This window comes from Flagellimonas taeanensis, from assembly GCF_003584105.1.
In the GTDB taxonomy this organism is placed as follows: domain Bacteria; phylum Bacteroidota; class Bacteroidia; order Flavobacteriales; family Flavobacteriaceae; genus Flagellimonas; species Flagellimonas taeanensis.
Window position 1 is genome coordinate 89327 of the sequence record NZ_QXFO01000005.1, and the last position, 18367, is coordinate 107693.

20 protein-coding genes are annotated in these 18367 nt (G+C 45.6%); 8 read left to right on the forward strand and 12 right to left on the reverse strand.

Annotation, left to right across the window (positions count from 1 at the left end):
* Positions 1-26: 26 nt before the first annotated feature.
* Positions 27-1295: a kynureninase gene (gene kynU, locus D2V93_RS00480; RefSeq protein ID WP_119617946.1), complete on the forward strand. Its 1269-nt coding sequence runs from the start codon at positions 27-29 to the stop codon at positions 1293-1295.
* A 44-nt stretch (positions 1296-1339) separates the two neighbouring features.
* Entirely contained in the window at positions 1340-2488 is a 1149-nt protein-coding gene (locus tag D2V93_RS00485; protein ID WP_119617947.1) for an MFS transporter, read from the forward strand.
* Positions 2489-2514: 26 nt separating this feature from the next.
* Here the strand turns inward: D2V93_RS00485 and D2V93_RS00490 are convergent, their stop codons facing one another.
* The 9 genes from D2V93_RS00490 to D2V93_RS00530 form a co-directional block, all read right to left on the reverse strand.
* Positions 2515-3420: a cation diffusion facilitator family transporter gene (locus D2V93_RS00490; protein ID WP_119617948.1), complete on the reverse strand. Its 906-nt coding sequence runs from the start codon at positions 3418-3420 to the stop codon at positions 2515-2517.
* Positions 3421-3428: 8 nt separating this feature from the next.
* Positions 3429-4082, reverse strand: coding sequence for a two-component regulator propeller domain-containing protein (locus D2V93_RS00495; protein ID WP_119617949.1), 654 nt, complete (start codon positions 4080-4082; stop codon positions 3429-3431).
* Positions 4083-4151: 69 nt separating this feature from the next.
* Positions 4152-4565, reverse strand: coding sequence for an MFS transporter (locus tag D2V93_RS00500; protein ID WP_147377328.1), 414 nt, complete (start codon positions 4563-4565; stop codon positions 4152-4154).
* A gap of 49 nt (positions 4566-4614) precedes the next feature.
* Positions 4615-5841 carry an RNA polymerase sigma factor gene (locus tag D2V93_RS00505; protein ID WP_119617951.1) on the reverse strand — a complete coding sequence of 409 codons (1227 nt, stop codon included), beginning with the start codon at positions 5839-5841 and terminating at the stop codon, positions 4615-4617.
* Positions 5842-5876: 35 nt separating this feature from the next.
* On the reverse strand, positions 5877-6218 hold the full coding sequence (locus tag D2V93_RS00510) for a YciI family protein (RefSeq protein ID WP_119617952.1): 342 nt from the start codon (positions 6216-6218) through the stop codon (positions 5877-5879).
* A 137-nt stretch (positions 6219-6355) separates the two neighbouring features.
* Positions 6356-7114 carry a DJ-1/PfpI family protein gene (locus tag D2V93_RS00515; RefSeq protein WP_119617953.1) on the reverse strand — a complete coding sequence of 253 codons (759 nt, stop codon included), beginning with the start codon at positions 7112-7114 and terminating at the stop codon, positions 6356-6358.
* Between the two features lie 211 nt (positions 7115-7325).
* Positions 7326-7796 (reverse strand): cupin domain-containing protein, encoded by a 471-nt coding sequence (locus D2V93_RS00520; RefSeq protein WP_119617954.1) that lies wholly within the window; start codon positions 7794-7796, stop codon positions 7326-7328.
* 64 nt (positions 7797-7860) lie between these two features.
* On the reverse strand, positions 7861-8340 hold the full coding sequence (locus D2V93_RS00525) for a hypothetical protein (RefSeq protein ID WP_119617955.1): 480 nt from the start codon (positions 8338-8340) through the stop codon (positions 7861-7863).
* A gap of 115 nt (positions 8341-8455) precedes the next feature.
* On the reverse strand, positions 8456-9136 hold the full coding sequence (locus tag D2V93_RS00530) for a hypothetical protein (RefSeq protein WP_119617956.1): 681 nt from the start codon (positions 9134-9136) through the stop codon (positions 8456-8458).
* 142 nt (positions 9137-9278) lie between these two features.
* Here D2V93_RS00530 and D2V93_RS00535 point away from each other — a divergent pair, with 142 nt between their 5' ends.
* The 5 genes from D2V93_RS00535 to D2V93_RS00555 all read left to right on the forward strand — a co-directional run bounded on the left by D2V93_RS00535 (position 9279) and on the right by D2V93_RS00555 (position 13159).
* On the forward strand, positions 9279-9851 hold the full coding sequence (locus tag D2V93_RS00535) for an RNA polymerase sigma factor (protein ID WP_245978021.1): 573 nt from the start codon (positions 9279-9281) through the stop codon (positions 9849-9851).
* Entirely contained in the window at positions 9852-10040 is a 189-nt protein-coding gene (locus D2V93_RS00540; protein WP_072879488.1) for a hypothetical protein, read from the forward strand.
* 37 nt (positions 10041-10077) lie between these two features.
* The gene (locus tag D2V93_RS00545; RefSeq protein WP_119617958.1) at positions 10078-10905 is read left to right on the forward strand and encodes a mechanosensitive ion channel family protein; all 828 of its coding nucleotides are present in this window, start codon (positions 10078-10080) and stop codon (positions 10903-10905) included.
* 75 nt (positions 10906-10980) lie between these two features.
* Positions 10981-11529: a ClpP family protease gene (locus D2V93_RS00550; RefSeq protein WP_119617959.1), complete on the forward strand. Its 549-nt coding sequence runs from the start codon at positions 10981-10983 to the stop codon at positions 11527-11529.
* Between the two features lie 280 nt (positions 11530-11809).
* The gene (locus D2V93_RS00555) at positions 11810-13159 is read left to right on the forward strand and encodes an FAD-dependent oxidoreductase (RefSeq protein WP_119617960.1); all 1350 of its coding nucleotides are present in this window, start codon (positions 11810-11812) and stop codon (positions 13157-13159) included.
* Between the two features lie 65 nt (positions 13160-13224).
* Here D2V93_RS00555 and D2V93_RS00560 read toward each other — a convergent pair whose 3' ends face one another.
* Both D2V93_RS00560 and D2V93_RS00565 read right to left on the reverse strand, forming a co-directional pair.
* The gene (locus tag D2V93_RS00560) at positions 13225-14004 is read right to left on the reverse strand and encodes a zinc ribbon domain-containing protein (protein WP_072879508.1); all 780 of its coding nucleotides are present in this window, start codon (positions 14002-14004) and stop codon (positions 13225-13227) included.
* 5 nt (positions 14005-14009) lie between these two features.
* Complete coding sequence (locus D2V93_RS00565; RefSeq protein WP_119617961.1) at positions 14010-15104, reverse strand: Nif3-like dinuclear metal center hexameric protein; 1095 nt, start codon at positions 15102-15104, stop codon at positions 14010-14012.
* A 47-nt stretch (positions 15105-15151) separates the two neighbouring features.
* On the opposite strand from D2V93_RS00565, the gene lpxK reads away from it, so the two are divergent.
* Positions 15152-16150, forward strand: a complete 999-nt coding sequence (gene lpxK / locus D2V93_RS00570) for a tetraacyldisaccharide 4'-kinase (RefSeq protein WP_119617962.1) — start codon at positions 15152-15154, stop codon at positions 16148-16150.
* On the opposite strand, the gene D2V93_RS00575 is transcribed toward lpxK, so the two are convergent.
* Positions 16147-18318, reverse strand: coding sequence for a hybrid sensor histidine kinase/response regulator (locus D2V93_RS00575; protein ID WP_245978023.1), 2172 nt, complete (start codon positions 18316-18318; stop codon positions 16147-16149). The two genes, lpxK and D2V93_RS00575, sit on opposite strands and share 4 nt — an antisense overlap.
* Between the last annotated feature and the right edge of the window lie 49 nt (positions 18319-18367).

Below are 18367 nucleotides of genomic sequence, written 5' to 3' on the forward strand. Positions count from 1 at the left end.
GTATTTTTGAAGCAAAGCAAAAACACATGACATTCCAAAATACGCTGGAATTCGCACAGCAACTTGATGCAGCGGACCAGCTTTCCAAATACAGACAAGGGTTCCACTTTCCGCAGGTAAATGGCAGGGATGTCATCTATTTCACCGGAAATTCCCTCGGTTTACAGCCCAAGCGCACCCAAGCGTATGTGGATGAGGTGATGAAAGATTGGAGGGAACTGGCGGTGGAAGGTCATTTTTATGCCGAAAAACCTTGGTGGGACTATCATGAACGATTGGCGAAAGGATTGGCAAAAGTGGTAGGTGCACGGCCCAAGGAGGTTTCAGTGATGAATACGCTTACCGTGAACCTGCACCTTTTGATGGCTTCCTTCTATAGGCCGACCGCAAAACGGTTCAAGATCATCTGTGAGGAGAAGGCCTTTCCGTCGGACCAGTACATGTTGCAAAGCCAGGCCCGTTTCCATGGATGGGACCCCAAGGAAGCCATCATTGAGGTGAAGAAAAGGGATGGGGAACATGCTTGGCGAACGGAGGACATCGTTGCAAAGATCAATGAGGTGGGTGATGAACTCGCTTTGGTACTGATGGGTGGGGTGAATTACTACAACGGGCAAGTGCTGGACATGCAGGCCATCACCGCAGCGGGAAAGGCCGCTGGAGCCTTTGTGGGCTGGGATTTGGCACATGCTGTAGGTAATGTGAAGCTACAGTTGCACGATTGGGGCGCGGACTTTGCCGCTTGGTGCAGCTACAAATATATGAACAGCGGTCCTGGGAATGCCTCGGGTATTTTTGTCCATGAACGACATTTGGACAAGGAAGATATCCCTCGTTTTGAGGGATGGTGGGGAAACAAAAAGGAGACCCGCTTTTTGATGAAGCCTGAGTTCGACCCCATTGCTTCTGCCGATGCTTGGCAGTTGAGCAATCCGCCCATACTGTCATTGGCCCCCTATTTGGCCTCTTTGGAACTGTTCGATGAGGTGGGGATGGATGCCTTGATCGAAAAACAACGAATCATCGTGGCCTATCTGGAATTTATTCTCCATGAGATAGACAAGCAGGTGGACAGCACTTTTGAGATCATCACCCCAGCAGAAAGGGGCTGTCAACTTTCCGTGTTTCTGCATGGTGAGGGCAGGGCCTTGTTTGATTACTTGATGAAGCAGGGGGTGATCACCGATTGGCGGGAACCCAATGTGATACGCTTGGCCCCGGCTCCCTTCTATTGCTCCTATGAAGATATGTACCGTTTTGGGCAGATTTTGAAACAAGGCATACTGAACAAATAAGCATTGACCACTCTTTATATGAACCCAACCAACCGATTATCTTTATGAAGTCCCTAAAATTGATTCTGTCCAATCCAAGGTATTTTGGAGCAGCATGGGTTTTTACCAGCATCAATATCTGGTTTGGTACCTGGGCCATATACATCCCCACCGTAAAAGAGAAGTTGGGCATAGATAAAGCGGACTTGGGAATTGCTTTGTTTTGTCTGTCCCTTGGCGTGTTTACCATTATTCCAATGGCATCCAAGCTCATCAACCGAATTGGTGTGGGCAGGGCTTCTTGGATCGGTGTTGTAGGGGTTACCGCTACGGCCATGTTGCCGCTCATGGCCCCCAATTATTACTTGTTGATGGCGGCACTGTACCTATTTGGGGCGGGCAATGGTTTTATTGATATTGCGATAAACACCTTGGTCACGGAGATCGAAAAAGAGGACAAGCAAAATTTCATGTCGGCGGCCCACGGCTTTTTCAGTCTGGGTGGTATTTTGGTGGGATTGGGCAGTTTTCTGATTCCTGTTATTGGGAGCCCTGTGCTGCACATGGGCATTACGGTGGTGCTGGTGTTTATCCTCAACCTCTATTTTAGAAAACATTACATCCACATCGTTGCAGCTCCCGTGGAGAAAGAACCGTTTAGTCTTAAACTTTTCAAGCCTTTGCTGCTGTTGGGGATCATAGGTTTTGTTTCTTTTGGGAGCGAAGGTGCCATTATTGACTGGAGCGGGCTTTACCTTAAAGAAATGACCATGGCCCCCGAGATGCTGATTGGCATGGGATTCTTGGCATTTTCCACAACCATGACCTTGGGCCGATTTCTTGGGGATGGGATCAGTTCTAAAATTGGACCCATAAAAATTGTGGGGCTAGGTGCCTTTATAGCCGCTTTGGGCTATTTGTTGGTACTGACGCAGCACACCACATTGTCCATTATTGGGTTTGCTTTCAATGGCCTTGGATTTTCGGTCATTGTCCCCGAATTGTTCCGAATAGGCGGTAATGTAAAGGGAGTGGACTCTTCCCAAGGAGTTGCCTTTATTGCAGGGTCGGGTTATATTGGTTTTTTGTTGGGGCCTGTCATTCTCGGGTTCATTGCAGAAAGTGCTTCGTTGAAGTATAGTTTTATGCTGTTGTTGTGTATGGCCCTATTGGTTATGGGAATCACCTTTTTTCTCGGTAAGAAGCGAAAATGATTGGCATAAATATGTAGCAAGCTAAATTAATTTTTGCCATCGGCTGATGGGGCCTCTACCGTACAGGTGTCCGGTTCAATATGGATCAAAACATGTCCCAAATTGGGGATTTCTTTTCTCAAATGGTCTTTGAGCTGATGGGCAATGTAGTGACCTTCCTTTACAGAAATCTCTGCATCCACAATGGCATGCAGGTCCACATGGTATTTCATTCCGGCTTTTCGGATAAAACATTTTTCCGTCCCGACAACACCTTTGACCTTGATGGATTCTTCCCTGATCTCTTCCAAAAGATCATCATATAGGTGCTCGTCCATGATTTCCCCTAGGGCAGGTCTAAAAATCAGATAGCTGTTGTAGAGAATAAAGGCTGACGCCAAAAGGGCCGCCCAGTCGTCTGCCGTTTCATACCCCTTGCCAAACAGGAGTGCAATCGAAATCCCGATAAAGGCCATTACCGAGGTTATGGCGTCACTTCGGTGGTGCCAGGCATCCGCCTTTAGGGAGGAACTGTTGGTTTCCTTGCTCTTCTTTATGACGATCCGGAATGAGATTTCCTTCCACAGAATGATGCCGCCAAGTACGAGCAATGTCCAAGGTTTAGGGATTTTGTGGGGGGTCCGGATGTTTTGGATGCTCTCGTAGGCTATCACCGTCGCCGAGGTGACAAGAAAGGCAACCACCAAGAAGGTGATCAGGGGTTCTATTTTTCCATGTCCGTAGGGGTGGTTTTCGTCCGCTGGCCGTTTGGCATATTTGAGTCCGAACAGCACAAGGAGGGAAGAGAAGATGTCCGTTGTGGACTCGATGGCATCTGCGATCAGCGCATAGGAATTTCCAAAGAATCCGGCCAGCCCTTTGATCAATGCCAAACTGGTATTTCCAATGATGCTGAAATAGGTGGTTCGAATTGCGGTATGTTCGTTGTTCATTCCGTTTTTTACTTCCAAGGTCCGTTTGTCCGAATGTTCCCTAGTTCGCCGTTTGGATGGATTCGGTATAGCCCTCCTGCACAGCCCAGACATAGGTTCTCGGCCTTGTCCTTCAAAAAGCTCATGGTCGATTTGGGAACATCGTAGTGCACAAATTTATTGTTTTCAAATGCATAGACCCCATTGCTCGTTGTGCTGATCCATATTTGGTCAGCGTTGTCCTTGTACAGGGTAAAGACATCACTGTTGTTCAGTCCTTCAATTTCGGGAAAATGGATGAACTTTTCACCATCATATTTGTTCAATCCGCCTTTTCCCAACCGTTTGTTGACATCTGTGTTGTCCTTTTCGGCCACTCTTGTTCCAATCCAAATAATTCCTTCTTTGTCTTCAACAATGGATTGGACGTTGTTGGAATTCAGACCCTCATTGATGGTGAAGTGGGCAAAAATAGTTCCATCAAATTTGCTCGCCCCATAGTCATCCCTGCCCAACCAGAGGTTGTCCTTGGAATCTTGGAAGGTCTCAACGACATAATCTCCAATCTGAAGGCCATCCTCCTGATCGGCCTTGGTTTCCATTTCAGCAGTTTCGGCTTTTGTTTTAGGGGAGTTGCAGGAAACCCATACGCAGGCCAGCATAAAGAGTAAGCCGTATTTCATTTGGGAGCTGTTTTTTGATTGGATGAATGGTCACACATAACCATCTTCAAGTTAGTGTTTTTTCAGTCTTTATTTGCCAAACGCTTGAAAGTCCCTTTTCATGCCATCTTCGGAAGGTCTAAGTAAAATCAGGTAAAGGATGAGCAAGAGGCCTAGTGCCACAAGCTCTGGTTTCAGAAAAAGAATCAAAAATGCGGCCCCTTCTATCAGTGCCCATCGAATAATGAGTGCGGTTTGGTAGGTTGCCAATTTTTCTTCCAAGGGCAACTTGGTATCCACCTTTTGCAATTGTTGCCTATACATGAGCTGTCCCACAAAAATGGCGGCCATGGGGATCAATACATAAAGGAAGGTGGTGGCATCGGTTTCGGGTATTTTTAAAAAATCCCTGGATCCAAGGTCTCCCAGAAAAAAGTAAGCCAATGCTATTCCCAATATTTGTCCGATGTGGATTGTTTTTAGTGCTTTTAGTCGTTGTTCCATGGCTGGTCCTCTTGAAGTGGAGTTATGTGTTCGGCTTTTTCTGTGTCGCCTACATCTTTTGGATTTTGCTCTTGATCAATATTTTCTCCGGTTCGGTCTTGCAAAGCTCCAACGCCTTGTTCAATGCAGATAGTGCTTTTTCCCTATCCGTCTCTCTATGTAGTTCACTCACAAGTACGTAAAAAAAGTGATTGTCCTCCAAATTCAATTTCTCGGCTTCTTTCAGGGCCTGTTCATTTCCTTTCACTTTTGCCAGTGCCATCAGTCTGTTCATGGCCCCAACGGGTGTAGTATCTATCGTAAGGAGTTGGTCATACAGTTTTAAGATGCTCTCCCATTTTTCCTTGTGGTCTTGTTTGACGGTATGCCAGTAAGCTATGCTTGCCTCAAGGTAATATTTGGAGACCACTTCCCATTTGGAGGCCTGCTGTAGGTAGTGAAACCCTTTTTCAATGAGCGTTTTGTCCCAAAGACTCGCATCTTGGTCCTGATACAAAATGATTTCTCCCTTTTCCGATAGTCTTGCGTCCAATCGGGAGGCGTGAAAACACATCAGGGACATCAGTGAATTGCTCGAATGGTTGTTCGTAAGGTCATTTTGAAGTAGGAGGTACACCAAATTCATGGCTTCCAGACACAGTTCCTTTCGTATCAGGGAATTGTTGCTCTCGGAATAATAGCCTTCACTGAACAGCAGGTACATGGCCCGCAGAACGGTGTCCAATCTCATTTGTAGTTGACCATCATCCGGGAGGGCCATCCGGATGTTCTCCAAACGCAATTTTTCCTTTGCCCGTTGCAGTCGTTTGGTAATGGTTTCTTTGGTGGTCAAAAAGGCATCGGCGATTTCGTCAATCCCAAACCCGCACAATACCCTCAACGCCAAACTGATCTGGGATTTTTGGGAAATGGAAGGGTGACAGATAGTGAAGAGCATTTGCAATTGGCTGTCGGTGATGCTTTTGTGGGATAGGTCTATTTCCAATCTATCCCATGGTTTTTCACCTGTTTTCAGCTCGTTCAAGATTTTGTCCCGGAATGTCTTGTTCCTGTTGAGGTGGTTTTTGGCCTTGTTCTTTGCCACGGTGTATAGCCAAGCTGTGGGATTTTCGGGAATGCCTTTGTAGGGCCAGGTTTCGACGGCCATCAAAAAGGTTTCGCTGGTGAGGTCTTCGGCAATTTCGATATGTTCAATACCAAAATAGCGGGAAAGTACGGTCACGATCTTCCCGTATTCCGACCTGAACAGGTTTGGTATGATATCAGTTTTGCCCATAAAAAAACCCCATTTATGGGGCTTTGCTTTACATTTTAATGTGATATGATCTGCCGTACCTCCACAGTGTTGCCCTCGCCTTGCAAAACGGGTGCTCCTTTCGCAAACTCCGCAGCTTCGTCCGCCGATTCCGCTCTAACGGTAATGTATCCGCCCAGGGTTTCCTTGATGTCCCCGAACGGGCCATTGGTGACCATCTTGTTGTGGTCTACCACTTTGGCATCATCAAAGAGCAGTCCAGTACCGCCAATAAATTTGTTTTGGGCGGCAATGCTGTCCACCCATTCCATTTGTTGCTTCATCCATTGCTGCATTTGCTCTGGGGAAACCTTGCCGTTTGCATTTTCGTGCCTGAAAATAAGAATGAACTCTTTCATTGTTTTGGATTTTTAGGGTTAATGAATCTTCGTCTTATATTTCAATGACAATCGGGATGGATCAAAGTGGACATTTTTTTTCAATTATTTTTTTGAGAGGTGCTTTTTGGTCATGGTTTCGTTTTCTTGGCCAATGTTCACGGCGCTGGTTTGCCCCAATTTTGAAGTCGGTCAAGATAAAGGTAGCTCTCCACAAACTTTCGGTGTTCTGGGCTCGTCATGATTTCGAGGAGTTCCAATGCGGATATGTAGCTGGCCAAATTGCCGTTGGAGGACAGAAATTTGCCATCCTTCACATAAGTGACCAAGCTGTCATCCTCGACTTTCAGGTTGGGGTAGTCTTTTTGGAGCTGCTCACCACCACCGATCCAGGTAACGATCTTATGCCCGTCTGCAATCCCAGATGCCCCTATGAGCTGTGCCCCGGCACAATTGCTGACCATATATTCGGTTTCTTTGTTCTTTTTACTGATGAAATTTACGATCTTATCGTTGTGGACCTGGGCATACATGTCATAGGCACTGGGCACGAACAGTACTTTCAGTTTTGGGGCGTTCTCAAATGTATAATCAGGGACAAGTCTCAGCCCTTCTTCAGTGGTGATGGGGTTTTTGGTCTCGGCAATGGTGACGACATTGAAGATTTGGGTTCCATCCTCCATAGGTTTGGCAAATACATCGGATGTGGCCACTACTTCGCTTTGGAGCACTCCATTGTACATCAATAGGCCAATGGTGGGCAGATTGGGGTCAAAGGACTTCAAATGTTTGGTAAGGGTGTCGGAGGCCAACTCCTTTGGTTCCTGGACCTCGGTTTTTGTATTGGCCTTATCGGAATTACAACTCGATACCATCACAGCAATAACAAGGGGTGCTAAAATTCCAAATCTTCTCATTTTTTTGTGCGGATTTTACGCTTTTTGTTGTGGTTAAATTCTTTGTGTTGAGTTCTTTCGAACCTATTTGGAAGAATGAATAGTGTCCGCTTGATATCAAAGATAGTTCATTGCAGGATTTTTGAAGGGAAATACGGTTACAATGAATTGTAGCCGTGATTGTTCGCCAGTATTTTAATTCAAAGGACTTGCCGTTGAACTTTGTTGAAGTTCAATCATTTTTTAGTTTTTCGGCCACCCCGTCATAGTATTCTTGCGTCACAACCTCAGTCCACGTGGTGGGTTGTTCTCCGCTATATAAAGCCAAATACGTTACATCACTAAATTTGGTGGAGGAATGCCAGTGTTCGATATCTTTTCCACATTTGATCACATCCCCTTTTTTCAGGATTACAGGCTCATTTCCCTTCTCCTGATAATAAGCATTTCCCTCTACAATGATCAATACCTGGGCAGAACTATGTTTGTGCCAGTCCAAAGTGGAGTTGGCCTTAAAGGTTGCTTTTGTGATGTTATAGCCCAATTCGCTGTCATCGTGAATAATGGCATTCAACCAAGCTTCCCCTATGTAATGGGTGTTCGGCGCTTTTGTGCCCTCTGTCAGATAGGAGTGGACTTGATATGCTGAATTTTGGGAGAATACGGATACGGAAATAAACAGAAAGAAAATTATTTTTTTCATCGGATATCTTTTAGAGTTGTTGTTTTACTCAATTAATTGGATTTCAATCCTTGCGTACAGGCAATTACGAATAGCCATTATTGGCAGTAGTTTTTAATTCAGTCAGTTTTTTATAGTCAGAAATTGGGAATTCGTGCCTCCACTTTTCTTTATATCCTTCAATTCCGTTTTCGTCTAATATTCTTTTTATTGAATCAAATGCGTTAGAGAAGAAACCTTTTAAAGTTGTTTCACCTTTAAACAGTGATACATATTTATCCGTATCAATCACATATTCAGTTGCGTAATCCTCATACCATTTTAATTCAATCGAAACTTTGTTGGAATCAATTTTTTCAATCACTAATTGGTGTTCTCCAGGTTCGTCATAGAAGGGAATCGCGACCCTTTTTCGGTCGGTCAAAAGTCCGATTATTGCATTGATTATCGAATTCAAAGTATCGTGAAGATATGAGGCATTAAATTCAGTCGAAAAATCTCTTGATTTAAGCATTCCAATTGCCCAACCGTTTTCTTTTAATATGTAGTCAAATTCAATTTTCATCTGGTTGAGTCAGTACGACGCACAACTTGTTTATATGGATGTATTGGGTCATCCGTTATGTTTTTTGGGGAACTTAAAAAATAGTTTGGACGCTGTTGGCCCAAAAACAAAACGCCTATTCCATACTGACCGATAGTCCGGAAAAGTACAATTTCGTGCCACCTTCGGGGCGGTTGTGCTGCTGTGCCAGCTCCAGTCCTTCAATAGTCACGTAATCTTCCCACGTGGAGACCAGATTGGGCTCCTCTTGGTTGGATTTTCTATACGCCCATTCCCGGATGATATGATCGTCCTTAAAATAAAGGTCATAGGCATCGCCCGGGGTATAGCCGCCCTCGTTCTTGTACACAATGGTCAGTTTTTGCATCTGCTCCCCGCTTATGGGCGCAGTGGCCTCGGGAGTGTGCTCATAAGTATAGTTTTTGGCATCCCACATCAGGTTGAAGGGGGCCAAAAGCCAGTACCGGTCGTTGATGAACCCACTATTGGTCTTATAGGCAATGGAATCCATGCTCCCCTTATTGTAGACCAAGGTGTCCGGCCCGGAAATGGCGGTCACTTCGTTCAGTTTGGGTCTCCAGGCCCAACTGCGCTCAAAGTGCATGGAATCCCTGTCCACATTGAAGGTAAAGGTGATCTCCTTCACCGATTTCCAGTTTTGGAAACCATGCGCATCCGCCACCAGTTCGGGGACGGTTTTTTCAGGTTCCACAGTCTCTTCCGTTTTTTTGGTTTCGGTTTTGCAGCCTATCAAAAGGATCAGGGAGCACATTCCAACGAGGTAAACAGTCTTCATATCTGGTTTTTAACCAAATATACCTGAAATTCCCCTATTTTTGCGCCCCTTTTTGAAGGATGGCACAAATTAAATCGACCCCGGAGTGACTTTTTTTAAAAAACTGTTTCTAATCGTCATAAGTAACCCCGACAAAACGTTTTTGGAAGCAGAAGATCTTTATGCCCATCTGTCGGATGAGGAATTAGTGGAACAGATTGTTGCGAGCAATGATCCCTTATTGTTCGAGAAGTTGTACGATCGTTATGCCAAGATGGTGTACAACAAATGCTATGGATTTGCAAAATCCGATGATGAAGCCGAGGATTTGACCCAGGATGTTTTTCTACAACTTTTCATTAAACTGAGGACGTTCAAGGGAAAATCCAAGTTTTCCACATGGCTCTATTCTTTTACCTATAACTTTTGCGTCAACTATGTCAACCGGAACAAGCAGCGGAAAATGCGTGATCTATCCGTACAGGTTGAAGAAACGGAATATAAGCTTACGGAAGATGTTCCCGATGAAAGCTTATATGAAATGAAGGCGGACAGACTCAAAAAAGCCCTGGAGTTGATCACTGCCGAGGATAAGTCCATATTGCTCTTGAAATATCAGGACGGTGCCAGCATAAAGGATATGGTGGAGTTGATGGATATAGGGGAGAGCGCCGTGAAAATGCGGTTGAAGAGAGCTAAGGAAAGATTATTGGAAATCTACAATACCCAGGAATAGATGGCAAAGCAACACAAAAACCCGTTCAAAGAGTTGGAGGCCTCGCTAAGGGAGGCCCCACCCGGTATGAAAAAGAAGGTAATGAACGACATAGCGGCCGCAAAGCTGATCATGGACATGGCCTCTTTGTTTTCCATCAATTTGGGAAGTGCCTTGCGAAAACTTTTTAGAACACTGGGAGAGAACTGAGAACCTAACAACAACACTATATAAACAAACAACAACTATGGAAACAATCAACAATTGGACGAACATTACGTTTGATTCCTTATCGGCCATGGGCAAGGAAATAGCATTGGTTTTTCCCAAGATCATTGGGGCCATTGTAATCATGCTACTGGGATGGCTGGTCATTAAAATAGTCCTGTTCCTGTTGGGAAGGATCTTGAGACTGGCCAAGGTGAACCTTCTTAATGATAGGATAAATGGTATGGGGCTCACAAGCAAAGGTGATTTTAAGATCGATGTGGCCAAGATTGTCCTCGGCTTTGTCAAATGGCTCTTGATCTTGGTGTTTTTGATCGTGGTCGCAGATATCCTCAATTGGCATATCATATCGGTCGAGATTGGTAACCTGTTGCATTACCTGCCCCGTTTCTTCAGTGCACTTGCCTTGCTCATGATCGGGTTCTACATTGGGAACTTTGTCAAGAATACCGTAAAGCGGCTGTTCGATTCCCTGGAGTTCGGAGGCAGTCACTTGGTGAGCAACCTATTGTTCTACGTCATTGTCATCTTTATGTCCGTCACCGCACTCAACCAAGCGGGGGTGGACACCACCATCATCACCAATAATATTACCATGATCATGGGGTCCTTCCTTTTGGCCTTTGCGCTGGGGGTCGGTCTTGGTTCCAGGGAGATCATTGCGGATATCCTGAGGTCTTTCTATACCCGAAAAACCTATGCGGTAGGGGACATCATTGTGATCGGGGATGATGAGGGCACCATAGAATCCATAGACAACAATAGCCTCACTTTGGTCACAGAAAGGGGTAAATTCGTCATCCCGATAAAGGATGTGGTGTCCCAAAAAGTGGAGATACGCTCCTAAACCGACCATTGTGGCAAACCTGTGGCGAGATTTCCTTGGAATTTGATTATTTTTGAGGTTCACAACAATTAAAAAATGAGTTCAAAAAAAGGAAAGGTTCAAGAATTGATCCAAGAGAAGTTGCTCGATGAGCGCAAGATATTTTTATGGGGCCAAGTGGATGATGATTCTGCCAAGCACGTCATAGACCGTTTGCTCTATTTGGATCTTCAAAACCATAAGGAGATCCAATTGATCATCAACAGCCCAGGAGGTTATGTGACCTCGGGCTTTGCCATTTATGACACCATCAAGCAGATCAAAAGCCCGGTTTCCACCGTTTGTAGCGGACTCGCTGCCTCCATGGGGTCCATTCTTTTGTCCGTGGGCGAAAAGGGGAGAAGGTTTATCCAGCCCCACGCACGTGTGATGATCCACCAACCCAGTGGCGGTGCAAGGGGACAGGCCTCTAACATCGAGATACAGGCCAAGGAAATTATCAAGACCAAGGAACTGGGAGCCCGGATCTTGGCGGATAACTGTGGGCAGTCGTTTGAAAAGGTCATGAAAGATTTTGACCGTGATTACTGGCTGGGCGCCGAAGAATCTGTTGAGTACGGCATTGTGGATCAGATTTTGAAATAGAATCCATAAATACTAAAAGGGAAAAAGTCCTTCGCAAATTTTTGAGAAGGACTTTTTTCATATATATGGACGCCGAAGCGGGATATTTGTTATATATACGGTGGTCTCCGAGCAAAGGGATTTCCAAGGAATGTTAAAAATTCTTAAACATGGCCGTGGTGGATTCCATCAACCTTTCATAGGCTTGGACAAGAATTGTATAAAGCCATAAGTTGCAGGGAACGCAAATGAAAAATCCGTATTTTTGAAGCTTAACTAGAATTGGCCCAGTTGGGCATTTATGGCACAGACTCCCAAAAATATCGCCATCATCGGTTCCGGATTGGTGGGCTCGCTCTTGGCAATTTATCTTCGAAAAAAAGGACACTCCGTCACGGTTTTTGACAGGAGACCCGATATCAGGACCATCAAATTTTCGGGTCGATCCATCAACCTGGCCATGAGCAATAGGGGATGGCGCTCCTTGGAACAAGTAGGTCTTGAGGCAAAAATCAAGGAAATAGCGATTCCTTTGGACAAGCGTGCCATGCACGTGAACGACAAGCCGGTGTATTTTCAGAAATATGGTAAGGAAGGGGAGGCCATTTGGTCCATTTCCCGAGGGATCCTGAACAAGCGCATGATCGATTTGGCGGAAGAGGAAGGTACCGAGTTCCGCTTCAATGAAAAAGTATGGGACATTGACCTTCCCACGGCACGACTATATACGGGCGAATCCGAAAAAGGGGAATGGAAGGAATATCAGTATGACCTCGTGTTTGGATGCGATGGCGCCTTTTCAAGGGTCAGGCATAAGATGCAGCGCCAGAGCAGGTTCGATTATTCCCAAGATTTTATTGATGTGGGCTATAAGGAACTGACCATTCCAGCCAATGAGGACGGCACCCACAAATTGGACAAAAACTCCTTCCACATATGGCCAAGAGGCCAGTTTATGCTCATCGCCATGCCCAATGTGGATGGCAGCTTCACCTGTACCCTCTTTTTACCTTTTGAAGGGAAAGTGTCTTTCGAGAGCATTGCAACGGAAGACGATGCCCGCGTATTTTTCAAGGAATATTTCCCCAATGTGCAAAAAGATATCGAGAACCTGACCAAGGATTTCTTCAACAACCCTACAAGTGCCATGGTCACCATGAAGTGCTATCCGTGGACCTATTGGAACAAAGTGGCCCTGGTCGGGGATTCCGCGCATGCGATTGTACCCTTTTACGGACAGGGCATGAACGCTGGCTTTGAGGACATTTATAGGCTCGATAAGTTGATGGAATCCCACGGGGACGATTGGGATACCATTTTTTCAACCTATCAAAAAGAGCGCAAGCCCAATGCAGATGCGATTGCGGAGCTGAGTTACAGAAATTTTGTGGAAATGAGCAGTAAAACGGCCGACCCCAAATTTCTATTGCAAAAAAAGATAGAGAAGCATTTTGCGGCAAAACATCCCGAGAAGTGGGTGCCGGTCTATAGTAGGGTCACTTTTTCCGAAAGACCTTATGCGGAGGCATTGGCCATTGGGGACCAGCAGGAAAAGATCATGAAGGAGGTGATGGGAATGTCCCTTATCGAAGAAAAATGGGACTCCCAGGAAGTGGAGGACAAGATATTGGAACTGCTGGGGGAGGAATAAAGCAAAACAGAAACCAACAAAAAAGCCACCCAAAGGGTGGCTTTTTTTTATCTGGTGGAATGCAATTAAAACTTAGCGAAAAGTTCTTGCATTTTTTCCTGTTCTTCCTCGGCCAAAAGCGGGTCGACCAAAATCCTACCACTGTGCTCATCGGTGATGATCTTCTTGCGGGAAGCGATCTCTACCTGTACTTGTGGGGGGATGGTGAAGAAAGAACCTCCTGAGGCTCCACGCTCCACAGCAACTACAGCAAGACCGTTTTTCACATTGTGGCGTATCCTTTTATAGGCTTGTACCAATCTGTCCTCGATCTTGTCCTCGTATTCCTCTGATTTTTTCAAAAGGGCTTTTTCCTCTTTTTCGGTTTCGGCCAAAATAGCGTCCAATTCCCCTTTTTTATGCTTTAGGTGTCCCTCACGCTCGGTCAGTTTGTCCTTGGTTTGGGCAATCACCTCTTTTTTCTGCTCAATCTGCGCCTTGAACTCCTTGATGTTCTTTTCGGCCAGTTGGATCTCCAGTTCTTGGAACTCCACTTCCTTGGTCAACGAATTGAACTCACGGCTGTTCCTGACGTTCTTTTGCTGCTCGTTGTATTTTTTGATAAGTGTTTTGGACTCATCGATAAGGTTTTTCTTGGCAGTGATCTCAAAATTGATGGTCTCAAGATCGGTCTTCAACTTGTCCAACCTAGTCCTAAGGCCATGGACCTCATCCTCCAAATCCTGTACTTCCAAAGGCAGTTCGCCCCTTATGTTGCGTATTTCATCAACCCTGGAATCGATAAGCTGCAAATCGTACAGAGCTCTCAATTTTTCCTCCACGGTGCTTTCTTTCTTGTTCGCCATATAATTTATAGATACTTGATGGGATTCGTAATACTCTCTGATAAAGCGACTGCAAAATTAGGAATTTTTTTTGTAAGATGATCAACCAATAAATCTTTTGTAAACTGCTCAGTTTCAAAGTGCCCAATATCGGCGATGACGATTTGGTCCTCGGCTTCAAAAAACTGGTGGTATTTAATGTCGGCCGTAATGAAAACATCGGCCCCGGCACGCTTTGCCGCAGCTATGGCAAAGGCACCACTGCCCCCCAGAACGGCCACTTTCCTGACCTTTTTGCCCAACAGCCGGGTGTGCCTCACCACAGAAGCCCCCATCCGCTCTTTGACCAATAGTAAAAAATCCCTTTCGTTCATCTCATGTTCCAAAGTGCCTACCATGCCCATGCCCATGTCTTGGTTGGTGTTTTCCAAGGTGACCACTTCATGGGCCACTTCTTCATAAGGATGGGCCTCAAAAAGGGCCTCCAATATTTTCTTTTCCTTTTCAAAAGTATAGATCACATTGATCTGCGTTTCCTTTTCAAAATGTACCTCCCCAATTTTTCCCACAGCAGGATTGGCATTGCTGCCCGCTTTGAAGCTCCCGGTGCCCTCGAGACTATAGCTGCAGTTACTGTATTTGCCGATTTCACCTGCCCCAACGGCAAAAAGCGCATCTTTCACCTTTTCGGCATCTTTCAAAGGGGCATAGGTGGTCAGTTTTTTTATGGCACCTTTTCTAGGAATGAGGATCTTAGGATGTTTGATGTCCAAAACCTCGCAGATTTTCGCATTGACCCCCATAATGCTATTGTCCAGGGCAGTGTGCATGCTGTAGATGGCGATGTTGTGGGTAACGGCCTTCATCACCACTCGTTCCACATAGGTACTCCCGGTAAGTTTTTTGAGGCCACTGAAGATGATGGGGTGGAAGCTCACGATCATGTTGTATTGCTTCTCGATGGCTTCGTCCACTACATTTTCAAGGGTATCCAGCGTCACCAACACGCCCTTCACGGGCATGTTCGGGTTTCCCACCAATAGTCCCACGTTGTCAAAATCCTCGGCATGTGCCAAGGGAGCGAGCTCTTCCAGTATTTTTGTGATGTCCTGTACGGTCATTTTAAAATTCTTAATCGCCTAAAGATAAAATATTATATTTTCGTTCAATGCAGCAATTGCTCCGTAAAATAGCATTCCCGTTTTCCCTGATCTATGCCTTGGTGGTCCACCTAAGAAATGCACTCTACGATGTAGGGGTATTTACTTCCATTTCCTATGGAACGCCCACTATTTGTGTAGGCAACCTGAGTGTTGGGGGCACGGGCAAGACCCCGATGACGGAATATCTGATCCGTATGCTACAGGGCCAAAGGGTGGCCGTGTTGAGCAGGGGATACAAAAGAAAGTCCGAAGGATTTTTATTGGCCACACCACACACAGGGGTTTTGGACCTTGGGGATGAACCCTATCAATTAAAAAAGAAGTTTCCGGAAGTGGCCGTTGCTGTGGATGCGGACAGGCGAAACGGCATAGCCCAACTGGAAGAGTACGTAAGACCCGAAGTGATCATCTTGGACGATGCTTTTCAACACAGGCGGGTGAAACCTGCGTTTTCCATCCTTCTTACCATGCACAGTGCGCTCTTTGTGGATGATTGGTATTTGCCCACAGGAAATTTGAGGGATGCCAAAAAAGAGGCCCAGAGGGCAGATGTGATCATTGTGACCAAATGTCCGGCCAGTCTATCCAGTGCCGAACGGGAGCAAATTGCAAAGAGGTTGAGGGCCAATGCCAATCAGAAAGTGCTTTTTGCCACTTTGGAATACCACAACGAGGTGACCGATGGGGGGCAACAAAGGATGGAATTGTTGGAACTGAAGGGGAAACAGGTCGCCTTGGTCACTGGAATAGCATCCCCACAACCTTTGGTGACGCATTTGAACTCTATGGGAATCCAGTTCGAACATTTTGAGTATGGGGACCATCATCATTTCACGGATAAAGAAATCCAACAGTTCAAAGACCATGAAGTGGTATTGACCACGGAGAAAGATTTTGTGAGGCTCGAAGGTAGATTGAAAAATCTCTTTTATGTGCAGATTGCCCACAGTTTTGATGCCAAGGATAGGGCCATACTGGAAAAGATGGTCAAAAATGTGGTTTAGATAGAGCGGATGGACCCTTGCATTTTGCTCTTGAAGATGTTCTCACCGATTTTCTGGTAGAAGACCTCTGGCTTGAAAGGTTTGGTCACCACATCGTTGCAGCCTGCTTGATAGAAACTCTCCAAGCTGTCATCCAAAGAAATGGCGGTCAGGGCTATGATGGGGATGTCCTGGTTGAATTTTCTGATCTGACGCGTGGCTTCCTCACCACTTATGCCGGGCATGTGGATGTCCATCAAAATGGCATCGTAGGTGTTGGTCTTGGCCAAATCGATGGCCTCGTTCCCATTGTTGGCGATATCGCAGCTGATCTCTTTTTTGTTGAGCATTTTTTTGGTGATGACCTGGTTGATCTTGTTGTCCTCAACAACCAAAACATGTAGCCCGCTGAAATCAAATTCTTCCGGATTCAGTTCAAAGGCCAGTTCGTCCAAGGCCTTGCTGTCACATTTTAGGTCCATTTCAAAGAAGAAGGAGCTACCATGTCCCAGTTCACTTTCCAGATGGATGGTACTGCCAAATAGACCCAAAAGACTTTTAACGATGGTGAGGCCGAGACCAGTGCCCCCATACTCGCGGTTGATCTGGATGGATCCCTGTTCAAAGCTGTCAAAAATGTGCTGTTGCTGTTCATCGGAAATCCCGATACCGTTGTCCCTCACCTCAAAATACAGTTTCACTTGGTCCTCTTCCTTTCTGAGCAGTTTGGCGATGACCTCTACCTTGCCATTTTTGGTAAATTTTAGGGCATTGCCCACCAAGTTCATGAATATCTGGGAAAGTTTTATGGGGTCTCCAAGAAGCTGTGTCGGTATGTTGGGGTCATAATCCAGGATCAACTTGGTCTTTTTCTCGTTGGCATTCTGTTGGAGTGAGTCCACAACATCCGTGAGCACTTTGTTCAATTTGAATTCTATGCTCAGAGGCTCCAACTTGTCGGCATCGATTTTGTTGATCTGCAGGATGTCATTGATGAAGTTCAATAGGTATTCCCCAGAGAATTTCAACGACTTCAAATGTTCTTTTTGGTGCTCCGAAGGGTTTTCTTCCAAAAGCAGGTGGGTGAGTCCGGTCACGGCATAGAGTGGCGTTCGGAGTTCATGGGTCACGGTGGACAAGAAATTGGTTTTGGCCTCCATGGCGGAAACTGCGGCGTCCCTGGCCAACTCCAGTTCTTTGTTTTTGGTGTACAGAAGATCGTTCGTCTTCAATTTGATCTGGTTGTTCCTGAAAAGGGACACGGCCAATAGGGAGATAATGGTCAAAAACGCCGATGTCAAAATAGCGGTGATTTCCGAACGGTTCTTGGATTCGCTCAGTTCCTCATTTTTGGCCTGTAGCTTGTTCAGTTCGATCATTTGGTGTTCAAAACGGATCTTGTCGGCGGTGGCAATATCCAGTTTGGCTTTTTCTATGTTGAAAATGGAGTCCTTTATGCGTTCCAGTTTCTTGTTGTAGAACAGGGATTCATCGTAGCGCCCTGTTTTTTCATAGATGATGGACAATTGCTCATAGGCGTTTTTTACTTCCTTGGAAAACCCGTGTTTCTCGGCCAGTTCCAAGGTGGCCTTCGAGTGGATAATGCCTTCGTCCAGATCGTTGAGGATGATACTGATGTTGGCCAATTGGAGATTGGCCTTGGTGGCGAGGTAGGCCCGTTCCTTATCGTCTGAGTTGACGATCAATGCGTTCAGGTTTTTGATGGCGTTCTCATAGTTGGTGATGTTGGTGTAGATGTACGCCTCCAAAAGAAGTATGTTGTTGCCAAGGTTCCTGTTGTTACTGAGCTTTCTGGATTCTTCAAGCAATTTCAGGGACTGGAAATTGTTCCCTTCATCAAAACGTAGTGCAGCTTCCAAATAGAGGTGGAAGGCCTGCCCGTAGGAATAGGAAATGTCCCGGAGGAGGATATTGGCCCGGTCCCAATAAAAAAGGGCGGTTTCCCTATCACCTTCTTCGAGGAACAAGCGTGAATATTGGTGGTAAATGTCGAGCAGTAATTTGGCATCTTCATTGCTTTCCGCAATATTGGCGGCCTCGTCAAGGGTTTCCAGTGCCTTGTCCACTTTGTTCTGGTGCCTATAGTCCATGAACTTATCGAAAATGGACTGTATCTTACTGGTGGAGCTGGTATCGTTTTGACCAAAAGATGCTTGCGTGCATATCATAATGCACAATATAAGAAGCGTTTTTACGCCCATCCATTTGTGTTGCAAA

Excerpts from the sequence above, each read along its gene's own strand:
- kynU (WP_119617946.1), top strand. The coding sequence starts at position 27 with ATGACATTCCAAAATACGCTGGAATTCGCACAGCAACTTGATGCAGCG.
- D2V93_RS00485 (WP_119617947.1), top strand. The coding sequence starts at position 1,340 with ATGAAGTCCCTAAAATTGATTCTGTCCAATCCAAGGTATTTTGGAGCA.
- D2V93_RS00520 (WP_119617954.1), bottom strand. The coding sequence starts at position 7,796 with ATGAAAAAAATAATTTTCTTTCTGTTTATTTCCGTATCCGTATTCTCC.
- D2V93_RS00545 (WP_119617958.1), top strand. The coding sequence starts at position 10,078 with ATGGAAACAATCAACAATTGGACGAACATTACGTTTGATTCCTTATCG.
- D2V93_RS00550 (WP_119617959.1), top strand. The coding sequence starts at position 10,981 with ATGAGTTCAAAAAAAGGAAAGGTTCAAGAATTGATCCAAGAGAAGTTG.
- D2V93_RS00555 (WP_119617960.1), top strand. The coding sequence starts at position 11,810 with ATGGCACAGACTCCCAAAAATATCGCCATCATCGGTTCCGGATTGGTG.
- D2V93_RS00575 (WP_245978023.1), bottom strand. The coding sequence starts at position 18,318 with ATGATATGCACGCAAGCATCTTTTGGTCAAAACGATACCAGCTCCACC.
- D2V93_RS00510 (WP_119617952.1), bottom strand. The coding sequence starts at position 6,218 with ATGAAAGAGTTCATTCTTATTTTCAGGCACGAAAATGCAAACGGCAAG.
- D2V93_RS00525 (WP_119617955.1), bottom strand. The coding sequence starts at position 8,340 with ATGAAAATTGAATTTGACTACATATTAAAAGAAAACGGTTGGGCAATT.
- D2V93_RS00505 (WP_119617951.1), bottom strand. The coding sequence starts at position 5,841 with ATGGGCAAAACTGATATCATACCAAACCTGTTCAGGTCGGAATACGGG.
- D2V93_RS00540 (WP_072879488.1), top strand. The coding sequence starts at position 9,852 with ATGGCAAAGCAACACAAAAACCCGTTCAAAGAGTTGGAGGCCTCGCTA.
- D2V93_RS00500 (WP_147377328.1), bottom strand. The coding sequence starts at position 4,565 with ATGGAACAACGACTAAAAGCACTAAAAACAATCCACATCGGACAAATA.
- D2V93_RS00530 (WP_119617956.1), bottom strand. The coding sequence starts at position 9,136 with ATGAAGACTGTTTACCTCGTTGGAATGTGCTCCCTGATCCTTTTGATA.
- D2V93_RS00515 (WP_119617953.1), bottom strand. The coding sequence starts at position 7,114 with ATGAGAAGATTTGGAATTTTAGCACCCCTTGTTATTGCTGTGATGGTA.
- D2V93_RS00495 (WP_119617949.1), bottom strand. The coding sequence starts at position 4,082 with ATGAAATACGGCTTACTCTTTATGCTGGCCTGCGTATGGGTTTCCTGC.
- D2V93_RS00560 (WP_072879508.1), bottom strand. The coding sequence starts at position 14,004 with ATGGCGAACAAGAAAGAAAGCACCGTGGAGGAAAAATTGAGAGCTCTG.
- lpxK (WP_119617962.1), top strand. The coding sequence starts at position 15,152 with ATGCAGCAATTGCTCCGTAAAATAGCATTCCCGTTTTCCCTGATCTAT.
- D2V93_RS00490 (WP_119617948.1), bottom strand. The coding sequence starts at position 3,420 with ATGAACAACGAACATACCGCAATTCGAACCACCTATTTCAGCATCATT.
- D2V93_RS00565 (WP_119617961.1), bottom strand. The coding sequence starts at position 15,104 with ATGACCGTACAGGACATCACAAAAATACTGGAAGAGCTCGCTCCCTTG.